Here is a 12,604-nt window from a genome sequence, read left to right on the forward strand (position 1 = left end):
CGGCGCGTTGAGTTCCACTCAGATTTAGAGCCTTTTCCGTTCCGATTGCATCGGAACGGGGCTCCAATTTTTTGTTTTGACGCGTTTTCTTCACGCGAACCGGTATCCACTTCGCCCGAAAACGCTTTAGCTTTAGACGTGCTCGTACACGGTCCGTCCGCCGACGATCGTCCGCGTCACGCGGCCGGAGAAGCGGGCGTCGTCGAACGGCGTATTCTTGCACAGCGATTTGAGATCGTCGCGGTCGAGCACCCAGGGCGTGTCGGCGTCGATCACGATGATGTCGGCAGGGGCGCCTGCGCGCAGCGTGCCGCCGGGTAGGCCGAGCAGTTCCGCCGGCCGGGTCGACATCGCCCGGATCAGCGTCTTGAAATCCATCTCGCCATTGTGGATCAGCCGCAGCGCTGCCGGCAGCATGGTCTGCAAGCCGACCGCGCCGCTCGCCGCTTCCGCGAACGGCAGCCGCTTGACCTCGACGTCCTGCGGATTGTGATCGCTCATCACGACGTCGATCAACCCGGAGGCCAAAGCTGCGACCAGCGCCCTGCGATCGTCCTCGGTGCGCAGCGGCGGCGCCAGCTTGAGGAAGGTGCGGTAGGGGCCGATGTCGTTCTCGTTCAGCGTGACGTGGTTGATCGAGACCGAGGCCGAAACGTTGTAGCCGGAGTCGCGGGCGCGCTTGAGGATCTCCAGCGACTCGGTCGAGGTCAGCGAGGCCGCGTGATAGCGCCCGCCGGTCAGCCCCGCCAGCCGCATGTCGCGCTCGAGCATGATTGACTCGGCGGCGGTGGGAATTCCGGCAAGCCCGAGCCGGGTCGCGAATTCGCCCTCGTTCATGACGCCTTCGCCCACCAGGTTCGGGTCCTCGGTGTGATGCACGATCAGCGCGTCGAAATCGCGGGCATAGGTCAGCGCGCGCCGCATCACCTGGGCGTTGGTGACGCTGCGGTCGCCGTCGGTGAAGGCGACCGCGCCGGCGGCCTTCAGAAGGCCGATCTCGGTCATCTCCTGGCCCTGCATGCCCTTGGTCAGGGCCGCCATCGGATGGATGTTGACGATCGCGGTGTCGCGGGCGCGCCGCAGCACGAAGTCGACGGTCGCGGAATTGTCGATCACCGGCGAGGTGTCGGGCTGGCAGATGATGGTGGTGATGCCGCCGGCGGCCGCGGCTTGGCTGGCGGAGGCAAAGGTCTCGCGATGGCTCGCGCCGGGTTCGCCGACGAAGGCGCGCATGTCGATCAGGCCGGGGGCCACGATCTTGCCGGCGCAATTGACGATGTCGGTGCCTTCGGGGACGCCGGCGGCGCCGATGCCGCGCTTGGCGTCACGGATCACGCCGTCGGCGATCAGGACGTCGCCCGGACCGTCGAAGTCGCGGGACGGATCGATGACGCGGGCGTTGGCGAGCAGGATGGGGCGGCGGTCAGTCAGCATGGCGTCACGCGTTCGGCAGGTTGCGGGCGAGCGCTTCGAGCACCGCCATGCGCACTGCCACACCCATTTCAACTTGTTCACGGATCAGCGACTGCGCGCCGTCGGCGACGAAAGTGTCGATCTCGACACCACGGTTCATCGGGCCCGGATGCATCACCAGCGCGTCCGGCTTGGCGTAACCGAGCTTCTTCTGGTCGAGGCCGAAATAGTGGAAGTACTCCTGGCTCGACGGCACGAAGGAGCCGTTCATGCGCTCGCGCTGCAGCCGCAGCATCATGACAATGTCGGCGCCGTTCAGCCCCTCGCGCATGTCGCGCGCGACCTCGACACCCATCCGCTCGATGCCGGACGGCAGCAGCGTGGAGGGCGCCACCACGCGGACGCGGGCGCCCATCGTGTTGAGCAGGAAGATATTGGAACGCGCGACGCGCGAATGCAGCACGTCGCCGCAGATCGCGATCGTCAGCCCCTCGAGCCGGCCCTTGTTGCGGCGGATGGTCAGCGCGTCCAGCAGCGCCTGGGTCGGGTGCTCGTGGGCGCCGTCGCCGGCATTGATCACGGAACCGTCAACCTTGCGCGCCAACAGCTCGACCGCGCCGGAGGCGTGGTGGCGCACCACCAGGATGTCGGGGTGCATCGCGTTCAGCGTCACCGCGGTGTCCATTAAGGTCTCGCCCTTGCGGGTCGACATCGATGACACCGACATGTTCATGACGTCGGCGCCCAGGCGTTTTCCGGCGATCTCGAACGAGGACTGGGTCCGGGTCGAGGCCTCGAAGAACAGATTGACCTGGGTGCGGCCGCGCAGGCTGGCGCGCTTCTTGTCGACTTGGCGGTTGAGCTCGACATACTCCTCGGAGAGGTCGAGCAGGCCCGTGATGTCGTCAGCGGAAAGGCCCTCGATGCCCAGCAGATGCCGGTGACCGAGGACAAATGTCGATTTCAATGATGGGGTCATTAAAGCGAGAGCTATAGGCGCGGATGGCCGGTGGGGCAAGCGCGAAGAGGGCTAGGGGGAGTTTTCCCCGAGTAAGATGTGGCCCGGTTTCTCCGCCGTCGTGCCCTGGCTTGTCGCAGGCCATCCACGCCTTGCTTTTGCTGGCTTTTCCGGAACAAGACGTGGATCGCTGGGACGAGCCCGGCGACTGCGCCGGAGCGAGAGCTGGTGAAAATTGTCGTGATCCTCGTCGCTGTTGTGGGCCTGGTCTCACCGGCCCTTGCCCAAGGCGTGGCCCAGGGCCTGCCCGGCGGCTTCGCGTTTCTGCGCGACATCGATCCGACCATCATCCAGGACATCCGCTACGCCAGTTCGAACAATTTCATGGGCCGGCCGCTCGCGGGCTATGGCGCGGCGGAATGCGTGGTGAAGCGCGAGGTCGGGCTGCGGCTCAAGGCCGTGCAGCAGGAACTGGCGCGGCAGAAATTGTCGCTGAAGATGTTCGATTGCTACCGGCCGGCCCGTGCCGTCGCCGACATGGTGGCGTGGTCGAAGAACGGCAGGGAGACCGCCGCCGAGCGGCGCTACAACCCGGCGTTCTCGAAAGCCGATCTGTTCCGCCTCGGCTACATCGCCACCCATTCCGGTCATTCGACCGGAGCTGCACTCGATCTGACGCTGGTCGATCTGACCGCGGACAATTCGCCGACGTTCGATCCAGCGCGCGCTTACGCCGACTGCACCGCGCCGGCCGCGGCGCGGGCGCCCGAAGGCAGCGTCGACATGGGCACCGGCTATGACTGCTCCGACGTGAAGGGTCATACCGCTGCCAGCTCCATCACGCCGGCGCAGCGGAGCTGGCGGACCAGGCTGGTCGCGGCGATGGCCCGCCAGGGTTTTGTGAATTATTCGAAGGAATGGTGGCACTTCTCGCTGCCGGGCGCGGGCGCAGCCGCCTATGATTTCCCGATCACGCGGGCGCGCTAGGACCACAGCTGCCGCTGTAGAAAATGACCCAAAGCCGCCTTGGCCACGGGCGTCGCTCGCGCTGCATTTTGCTATTGTGGCCTTTTCATTGTTGCGTATCGGCCGATGGAGCACGCGATGCCAGACAGCAAGCCAATCGAGGCGAAGTCGCACAGCCCGGTGCCGCAGGGCTATGTGCTTGGCGCCGGAGAGGGTGAACACCTGATCCATTTTCGTGATGGCGGCAACATCTTCATCAAGGCCGATCCCATAACGGGGTCCAATCATCTCGGCCTGGGTATTCAGCAGCTACCCAAGGGCTCGGGCATTCCCCTTCACCGACACTTCGACAGGGACGAAGCCTTCTACGTTCTGGAAGGCAGCGGCACGGTCACACTCAACGATGTGCGCCACCCCTGCGAGAGAGGCGGAACGATTTTCATACCCGGGAACACGTGGCATGGATTCAGTAGCCCAGATCAGGAACTGGTTCTGCTGTGGATCATGGTGCCCCCGGGCCTCGACGGTTTCTTTCGCGAAACCTGCAGCCGACCCGGCGAGCCGCGAAAGCAATTGATGCGGGACCAGATCAACGCGATCGCCCTCAAATACGGGACCGAATTCACCTAGGCGGGCTCAAACATTTGCCCACCCCAACAGCGCAAGGCGGACGTGGCATCGTCACGCCGTCAAATTCAGTCGCCGATTCCGAAGTAAATCTGGCCGTTTACAGAATTCGGCCAATCCCGCGCGGAAATCGGCGCGCCGCGGGGGTCTCATCCGTGCAATCGTCGATGCGGCGAGCAGCGACCCCGCGTTGATGTGGAGATGCCCCGGATGAAACTGATCGCGTCGATACGGACGATCTCGATCGCGCTTTGTTTGTTGGGGCCGGCGTCCGCCGACGAACTGACGACGCCGGGCGACGCCAAGAGCCTGGGCTTCTCCGCCGCGCGGCTGGCGCGGATCGCGCCTTGGTACCAGGGCCGCTTCGATGCCTTCTCGCCGTCGGACGGCCTTTTGCCCGGCGCCGTCGTCGCGATCGCCAAGGGCGGCAAGCTCGCCTATTTGCAGGCGATCGGATTTCAGGACCGCGCCAAAACCGTTCCGATGAAGACGGATTCGATCTTCTGGATCGCGTCGATGTCGAAGCCGGTGACCAGCGTCGCCGCCATGATGCTGGTCGACGAGGGCAAGCTCGACCTCGATGCACCGGTTGCGCGGTATCTGCCCGAGCTTGCGGAGATGCGAGTCGCGTTCCGAAAGACCGACCCGGCCACCGGCAAGACGGAATACGGGCTCGATCCGCCGAAGCGGCCGATGACGGTTCGCGATCTGCTGCGGCATACCTCCGGCCTGATCTATCCGGAACTGGACTTTGCCTATCCGGAACGTGGTCTCTCGGACGCGAACGCCGATGTGGCAATTCAGGCGATTCATATGCTCTACGGCTCGGTGGTCGTATGGCGACGCGACAGGACACTGGCGGACTTCGTGTCCAGCCTGGCCCGCGTGCCGCTCGTCCATCAGCCGGGCGAGGTTCATGAATATGGCTGGAGCGTCGACGTGCTCGGCCGCATTGTCGAGGTCGTGTCCGGCCAGTCTTTCGACCAATTCCTGCAGAGCCGCATCTTTGCGCCGTTGCATATGGTCGACACCGGATTCTATGTGCCGAAAGAGAAGCTCGACCGTCTGGTCGACTCTCCCATGCCGGAACGGCCACCGATCTGGGATGTCACGAAGCCGACGAAGCTGTTTTCCGGCGGCGGCGGACTGGTGTCGACCGCGCCCGACTATCTGCGCTTTTGCCAGATGCTTCTCAACGAGGGGGAGCTCGATGGCGTGCGCCTGCTCAGTCCGCAGGCGGTGAAGCAGATGACGACGAACGCGCTATCCCCGGATGTTCACATCTTTGGCGGTGACGAAGTCGGTGGCCGTGCTGGGACGACCTTTGGACTTGGCTTCGGGATACGCACCAATCCCGTCTACAGCTGGATACCGGGCGCCGTCGGAAGCTATTCCTGGGCCGGACATTGGGGCACCTATTTCTGGATCGATCCGGCGGAGAAACTGATCGGCTTGCAGATGATCCAGGCGACGCCCGGCAGCAAGGGGCGCGCAGCGCTGCGCTACGCCGGGATCAACCATCTCGCCTATGGCGCATTGACGGTTGCCGGGCCGTCCTTGTCTGCCCCGCCGGCGGGATCAGCGATGGCGAGCCCTGAGGCGCTCGCGGATTTTGCCGGGATGTATGATTTCGGCGCCTCGGTGAGTTCGCGCGACCGGCAGGGCCTGGCCGACGGCAAAACTGGTTGGCTCGGCATCGAGGCGTTCGTCACGATGGAGCCGGAGGGCCTGAGGATCAATCGGCCGCTTCCTAACAGCCCCGCAGCCAAGGCCGGCGTCATGGCGGGCGATCTGATCACCGAGCTCGACGGCACGCCGCTCATGGGACGTTCGCTCGGCGACGTGATGGCCCGGCTGCGAGGGCAGGCCGACACGGCAATCAGGATCAAGACCGCCCGCAAGGGGCAGGACGGTGGAAGCGAGCTCAGCGTTGTGCGGGCCGCGCGGAGTGTCGATACGGTTCAGCTTCAGCTTCGCGTCGAGCAGGGCAAGCTCGTCGCGGAAGCTGCGGGGGCCTGGCCGCTCCTCGCGTTTGAGAAAGGCAAGGCGACGCCGCTCGTCGCCACATCGAACAACGAATTCACGCTGGACGACAAGGATCACACCAGGATCGCGTTCGTCCGCGACGCGGCGGGCAAAGTCTCCGGGCTCATCCTCAATCCCGGGCCCTGGGAGCAGAAGGCAGCGATCATCGCGCCGGCGACGAAATAGCCGATGCCAAAAGCCGGATCGGATTTCCTTCAAATCCGAGGCATTTTCGCAAGACAAAGCTTGCCATCGCTGAAGTAGCTGAGCGCGCGTTCAACACTCCTTAATTGCAGTCGCATCATGTGCGGGCATTACGGGAGCACGAAGCATGCGTTTCGGAGCCATTGCAATCATTGTCGTCGGCGCTGCCGGCATCGCGATCTACGACCAGTACGACAAGGGCGCGAACTACCAGCGCGTCGATGCGCATCAGCGGCGTCAACGAGCAGTGCTATCTCGAAAAGGTCGAGCGCGGGGTCATCACCAAGACGACGTTTACGTCCGACCTGACTCGCTGCGAAACTGCCGAGCTGCTGCGCAAGGAGCATCCGAAGTGGCAGGGCTATGACGTGAAGCACAAGATCGAGGTGCGCGTCGTCTATGTCTCACCGGTCGATGGAGCCACGCACCAGTCGAGCCTGCAGATGTCCTACTTCCCTAACGGCAAGCCGCTGCGCGCCGGTGACGTGTTGCCGGTGCTGGCCTCCAAGAGCAAGGCGGAGAAGACGCGTTCGATCTGACCGTCAGGGCGGTCGGGCAGGATGGGAGTTCGACGATGCGTCTGGGGCTCTACGGGATCATCGCTATCGGCGTCGCGGGCTTCTATGCCTATGGCGAGCTCGACAAGCGGGTGAACTTCCGGCCGATCGACGCGCGCGTCAGCAGCGTCAAGGAGCAATGCTACATGGAGAAGACCGAGGGGTCGCGGAGCTCGACCTCCGATCTGTTGCCTTGCGAGCTTGTCGAGCTGCTGTCGCGCCACCATCCCAAATGGCAAGGCGCCGACATCAAGCACAAGATCGAGATCCGGTTTGCCTACATCTCTCCGGTGGATGGCGCCGCGCATGAGTCGAACCTGCAGCTGGTGGCCTATCCCGATAACCGGCAACTGAGCAGCGGCGACATTTTTCCTGTCCAGGCGTCCAGGAAGGAGGCGAGCCGCACTCGCGCGAGCGACTGGGTCGACCGCTGGCTCGGCCGCCATGCGCCCAGGCATGGAAGCATCTAGGGCAGGCACTGATAAATCCGGGATTGTCAGCGTCTAGCGGTAGAGCGGACATGGCTTGACCGGCCGTGAACGTCTGCAAACGACCCATTTCGGACTTCGTCACTGCAAAAATGTTTCATCGTGATGAACGGGTAACAGCCCGGCCCGTAGGAGCGTGTTAGCCTTGACGATTGTTGGAGGCCGTAGTGAACAAGCTGGCAAATGCGGTTGCAGCCATTGCGCTGGTCGGAACGCCCGTTTTCGCGGCAGAAATCCCGGTCAAGGCTCCGCCGCCCGCACCCGCGCCGGTCTATAGCTGGACCGGATTGTATGTGGGCGGCAACGTCGGTTACAGCTGGGGCAATGCCGATGCCGATGTCGTAGGCAACGCGACCACCGTTGTGTTTCCAACCTTCTTAGGTGGCTTTCCAAACAATAGCGTTGCGGTTGCGGGCTCGAATACAGCAAAGCTAAATGGCGCCAGCGGCGGTGGTCAGGTCGGCTACAACTATCAATTCAGCCCGAGATGGGTGTTGGGCTTCGAGGCCGATATTCAAGATTCGGGCGAGCGAGGGGGCAATACGTTTACCGCTCCATTCTCAACGACAGTTTGCACGCTGGCGGCCGCGGGCCCACCGGGAGTGCCTGTAGTATTTCCTCATAACGGCCCTCCGACCTGTCTTCTGACTGGCACGCTCAACGGCACCGCAGCGACCACGTATGATGCCAAGATTAACTGGTTTGGGACAGTTCGTGGGCGTGTTGGAGGTTTGATAACCGATCAGATTTTAGTCTATGGGACCGGCGGCTTGGCTTTTGGCCGCGTCGAAGTGTCGGGCGTTACTGGTGTTAGTGGGTCAATAAACACCAACGCTGCCCTTACACCCAGCGCGAACGCTTTCAGCGACTCCAGGACGAAGGTTGGCTTTGCGGTTGGCGGAGGGGTCGAGGGTAAAATCTCGTATGGGATGGGCTGGACGTGGAAATTGGAATACCTCTACGTCGACTTGGGATCGCTCGACACGATCGGCCCGTTTCCTGGCGCGTCCGTCAACCCGCCCGGTTTCGGGGTTAATCACATCGCCCTTCAGCGGCACTATCACCACGCACACCCATTTCACCGACAACATCTTGCGCGTCGGGCTGAACTATCAATTCCACTGATCTGATTGCGGCGACTTCCGGTTCTGGCCCTTAGCGGACATGCCTTCATCATCTCTCACCGATGCCCGACTTCGGGGCCAGAACGGAAGTCACCTGCCTGCACCGCGCGGGCCCATTTTTGAGTACACGTCCTGGCTGAAGCGCATTTTTTCGCTGCCCGGCGCCGGCGCGCAGGCTTATGATCCATCGATTCCATTGCGCCACGGCTGGCCCGTGATCCACCCCGGCGGAGACCGGTTGTCCGCGCAGTGAGACCGATCTTCGAGGAGACCATGACGCAGGCTCCGTTCGCCACCCACGACGTCTTCAACCAGTCGCCGCCGTTTTGGGATGTCGACCTGTTCACGGCGGACGCGCCGCTGGTCGCGGCCGTCGCCGCCAATGGCGGCGCGGCGGCGAGGGCTGAGCTGTCCGATTTCGGCAAGCATTGGGGATCTGCCGTGATGGCGGAGCGCGGCCGCGTCGCCAATGAGAACACGCCGAAACTGCGGACGTTCGATGCCAGGGGCAACCGCCGCGACGAGGTCGAGTTTCATCCGGCCTATCACGAGTTGATGGCGCACTCCGCGCATGCCGGGGTGCACAACTCGACCTGGACCGCGGACGGCAGGCCGGCCGGCGGGGCGGCCGAAGTGGTGCGCGCCGCAAAATTCTATATCGCGGCGCAGGTCGAGACCGGCCATCTCTGCCCGATCACGATGACGCGCGCCTCGGTCGCGGCGCTGGCCTCACAGCCGGACATTCTGGCGAGGACGATGCCTGTGATCGGCACGCGCGCCTACGACCCGAGCTTTGCGCCGTGGTGGACCAAGCGCGGCATGACGCTCGGCATGGGCATGACCGAAAAGCAGGGCGGCACCGATGTGCGCGCCAACATGACGCGCGCCGAGCGCGACGGCGATGCCTGGCGCATCACCGGGCATAAATGGTTCATGTCGGCGCCGATGTGCGACGCGTTCCTGGTGCTGGCGCAGGCCGAGCAGGGGCTGAGCTGCTTCTTCATGCCGCGCTTTGCGCCCGACGGCACGGTCAATGCGATCCACTTCCAGCGGCTGAAGGACAAGCTCGGCAACCGCTCCAACGCCTCGTCGGAGGTCGAATTCCACGACGCCCATGCCGAATTGATCGGCGAGGAGGGCAAGGGCATCCGCACCATTATCCAGATGGTGCAGCTGACGCGGCAGGATTGCGCGATCGCCTCCGCCGGGCTGATGCGCTCGGGGCTGGCGCATGCGCTCAATCACGCGCGCCATCGCAGCGTGTTCCAGAAACATCTGGCCGACCAGCCGCTGATGCAGGCGGTGCTCTCGGACATGGCGCTGCATGTCGAGGCGCAGGCCGCGCTGGTGATGCGGCTCTGCCGCGCCTTCGATCGTGCGCCCACCGACGCAGGCGAGGCCGCCTATGTGCGGCTGCTGACCCCGGCGATCAAATACTGGATCTGCAAGAGCGCGCCGGCCTTCCTCTATGAGGCGATGGAATGCCTCGGCGGCAACGGCTATGTCGAGGAGGGCATTCTGGCGCGGCATTACCGGGAGTCGCCGGTCAACGCGATCTGGGAAGGCTCCGGCAACGTGATGTGCCTCGACGTGCTGCGTGCGCTCGGCCGCGAGGCCGATGCCGCGCTCGCCGTGCTGCGCGCGCTCGCTGACGAGACCAAGGGCCTGCCGGGTGCCGCGGAGACCGTCGCGTCGATCGGACAATCGTTCCGCCGCCCCGACAGCGAGCGCATCGCACGGCTGGCGGTCGAGAAGCTTGCGCTGCTGGCGGCCGCCGCGGCGCTCAACCAGGTCTCGCCTGAGAATGCCGAGCTGTTTGCGGCGACACGGCTTGCCGAACGCCACGCCGGCATGTACGGCGCGGTGGACCTATCCGATGCCGATCAGCGCGCGCTGCTGGCGCGGGCGCTGCCATGAAGGTTTGCTGATGGACGCACTCAATCCCGATACTCCGCCGGCGGCGGTTACACCGCCACCACGTCCCCCGCGGGTCTGGAAGTTCTGGGGCACCGCGCTGTGGGGCCTCGTCATCTTCGCGGCGATGTTCCTCGGCCAGGTCGCCGTCATCGTCTACCGCATCATGGCACAAGGCGCAGAGCTGTCGGTGGCCGGCATCACCCATGTGGTTGCCGACGGCCTGACGATCTCGCTCTCGGTGCTCGCCGGCCTGCCGATGGTGGTGCTGGCGCTGTGGCTGGCGATCCGCGGGACCCGGATATCGTTCGCCGATTATCTCGGGCTGCGCGGCACGTCGTGGAAGAACGTCATCATCGGAATCGTCGCGCTGGTCGTGCTGGTCGGCGCCTGGGACATGGTGTCCCGTGCCGCCGGCCGCGAGGTGACGCCGGGCTTCATGGGCGATGTGCTGAAATCGGCGCAGGAGCACAGCGCGCTGTGGCTCCTGGTGATCGCCTTCGCTGTCGCCGCGCCGCTCTGGGAGGAGCTGTTCGCGCGCGGCTGGCTGTATCGCGGCTGGTCGGAAAGCTCGCTCGGCCCTTACGGCGCGATCCTGCTGTCGTCGATCGTCTGGACCGTCATGCACCTCCAGTACGACTGGTTCTTCCTCTGCGAGGTGCTCTCGATCGGCCTGCTGTTCGGCTACCTCCGTTATCGCACCGGCTCCACCTGGCTGACCATCCTGCTGCACGGGCTGAACAACCTCGCGGCCACGATCCAGACCTGGTGGCTGGCGGGCTGATCGGTTGATCCGTTCCGCACTCAACGCATGGCTCATAATTGATTTGCAGCCATGCGAGCGAGGTATGCGAACCCCTGCTAGGCTGCGCGCAAAGAACCATGCGCGGATTATCAGTTCGATCAGGGAAAGCGAAAATGGATCGCTACCAGCGCGGGCCGCGGAATTGTCTCGGTCATTTCGTTCTGTTGTGCGGCATATGCCTCGCCGGACGGGCGGTCGCGGCCGAAAAGCCACCTGTCATGCCCGATCAGCCGTCAACCCTGTCGACCACTTCGAGAATTTCAGCGGTTGTTGAGTTCGGATTGCCGTCGATCGCTTCCGCGATCGAACGCGATATTCCAAAACGGCTGGCGACTATTGACGAACGCATCGGCTGCGTTAATCGGCGCGTTCTGGTGTTCAGGGTCAGAGCAAACTGTGACGTAGACGGCTTTGTCGATCGAGGACCTGTTTCTCTGCGTGGCTACGATGATCGCATCGTCGGCTCGGTTCCGATCTTTGGGAGCATCGAAGGTCAGGGTGCCAACCGGTTTACCTCCCGCATTCACGGCGATGCTCAAGGACGGGCCGTGGTAGACATCGAATCCAGACCGACGCTGAACAAGGACTGGTCGATCAACCTGAATTTTGCCGATTCCTTTCATTGGAGTGAACCGCCGGTCCTGCATGTTCTCGGGCGTGATATCGCGCTGACAAAATACGCTGAACCCAGCATCCGAAAACAGCTCGGCCGGATACGGCAGCATGCGAGGGAGGCGGCGCGACGCCTCGACCTGCGCGACAAGGCAGCCAAGGCCTGGGAGCTGGCATTTCAGCCGATTCAGGTTTCGCAGGATCCTCCAGTCTGGCTGCAAATGACGCCGGCAAGTGCCGCCTTCGCTGGCGTGCATGCCAATGCAAGAAGCCTTTCGGGTGTGCTTGAATTGAGTGGCGCGGCACAAACGCTGGTCGGCCAGGCACCATCCGCCTTGACACCGACGCCGCTGCCGCCGCTCGGTAACGGCATCAGCCAACCCGGCAGGTTCGATATCCTGCTTCCCGTGCGTGTCGACTACGGCACGTTGCGTGACAAGATCATGCAGGTTCTGTCCGCCAGCAAGGTCGGCTCAGCCGTGAAGGAAGTGCAGGTCTATCCGTCGTCCGGCAAGCTCGTGATCGGCGCTCGCATCGTCAGACCCGGTGCTAGCGATAGCGCCGCGGGCGAATGGATCTACCTGTCGGGCGCGCTAAACGTCGACTCCGGTCAGCAATCGATGAGGATTTCCAATCTGGCGGCCAGCAGTTCGCCCGATCGGTCCGAGGCGGCCCAATTGCAGAATCAGAATCTCGATCAGCTGAAGGAAATTCCGGGTATCGGCTACGGCCTCGCGTATCAAAACCTCCTCAACGCCGCCAATGAGCGGCTGAATCGGCCGTTGAAGAACGGCTTCCGCATGGAGGGAAAACTCAGCGGTGTTACGCTGGACAGTATCCAGTTCTTGTCTGATGGCGTCAGCATTGCGCTCCGCGTCAGCGGAGAACTCAAGTTCATCTATGGATCATGA

11 protein-coding genes are annotated in these 12,604 nt (G+C 63.6%); 9 read left to right on the forward strand and 2 right to left on the reverse strand.

Translation table 11 applies throughout. From position 1 onward, the window contains the following. Window positions 1-132 precede the first annotated feature (132 nt). Window positions 133-1,434 (reverse strand): dihydroorotase, encoded by a 1,302-nt coding sequence (locus K359_RS0120705; RefSeq protein ID WP_029081055.1) that lies wholly within the window; start codon window positions 1,432-1,434, stop codon window positions 133-135. Window positions 1,435-1,438: 4 nt separating this feature from the next. Further along, the gene (locus K359_RS0120710; RefSeq protein ID WP_029081056.1) at window positions 1,439-2,392 is read right to left on the reverse strand and encodes an aspartate carbamoyltransferase catalytic subunit; all 954 of its coding nucleotides are present in this window, start codon (window positions 2,390-2,392) and stop codon (window positions 1,439-1,441) included. 213 nt (window positions 2,393-2,605) lie between these two features. Between K359_RS0120710 and K359_RS0120715 the strand changes: the two genes are divergently transcribed. The 9 genes from K359_RS0120715 to K359_RS0120755 all read left to right on the forward strand — a co-directional run bounded on the left by K359_RS0120715 (window position 2,606) and on the right by K359_RS0120755 (window position 12,604). Beyond that, on the forward strand, window positions 2,606-3,358 hold the full coding sequence (locus tag K359_RS0120715; RefSeq protein WP_029081057.1) for a M15 family metallopeptidase: 753 nt from the start codon (window positions 2,606-2,608) through the stop codon (window positions 3,356-3,358). Between the two features lie 117 nt (window positions 3,359-3,475). Continuing rightward, window positions 3,476-3,967: a cupin domain-containing protein gene (locus K359_RS52520; RefSeq protein WP_198031161.1), complete on the forward strand. Its 492-nt coding sequence runs from the start codon at window positions 3,476-3,478 to the stop codon at window positions 3,965-3,967. Between the two features lie 207 nt (window positions 3,968-4,174). Beyond that, complete coding sequence (locus K359_RS52525) at window positions 4,175-6,175, forward strand: serine hydrolase (protein WP_035976839.1); 2,001 nt, start codon at window positions 4,175-4,177, stop codon at window positions 6,173-6,175. Window positions 6,176-6,414: 239 nt separating this feature from the next. Beyond that, the gene (locus tag K359_RS52530) at window positions 6,415-6,732 is read left to right on the forward strand and encodes a hypothetical protein (protein WP_051346237.1); all 318 of its coding nucleotides are present in this window, start codon (window positions 6,415-6,417) and stop codon (window positions 6,730-6,732) included. A 35-nt stretch (window positions 6,733-6,767) separates the two neighbouring features. Beyond that, a complete protein-coding gene (locus K359_RS0120735) occupies window positions 6,768-7,220 on the forward strand; it encodes a hypothetical protein (protein WP_029081058.1) in 453 nt (150 codons plus the stop codon). Window positions 7,221-7,405: 185 nt separating this feature from the next. Next, window positions 7,406-8,368, forward strand: a complete 963-nt coding sequence (locus tag K359_RS58920) for an outer membrane protein (protein ID WP_198031162.1) — start codon at window positions 7,406-7,408, stop codon at window positions 8,366-8,368. 267 nt (window positions 8,369-8,635) lie between these two features. Then, window positions 8,636-10,279, forward strand: coding sequence for an isovaleryl-CoA dehydrogenase (locus tag K359_RS0120745; RefSeq protein ID WP_029081060.1), 1,644 nt, complete (start codon window positions 8,636-8,638; stop codon window positions 10,277-10,279). Window positions 10,280-10,289: 10 nt separating this feature from the next. Beyond that, window positions 10,290-11,060: a CPBP family intramembrane glutamic endopeptidase gene (locus K359_RS0120750; RefSeq protein WP_029081061.1), complete on the forward strand. Its 771-nt coding sequence runs from the start codon at window positions 10,290-10,292 to the stop codon at window positions 11,058-11,060. A gap of 134 nt (window positions 11,061-11,194) precedes the next feature. Next, window positions 11,195-12,604, forward strand: a complete 1,410-nt coding sequence (locus K359_RS0120755) for a DUF4403 family protein (protein ID WP_084518462.1) — start codon at window positions 11,195-11,197, stop codon at window positions 12,602-12,604.

This window comes from Bradyrhizobium sp. th-b2, assembly GCF_000426785.1.
Classification (GTDB): Bacteria; Pseudomonadota; Alphaproteobacteria; order Rhizobiales; family Xanthobacteraceae; genus Bradyrhizobium; species Bradyrhizobium septentrionale.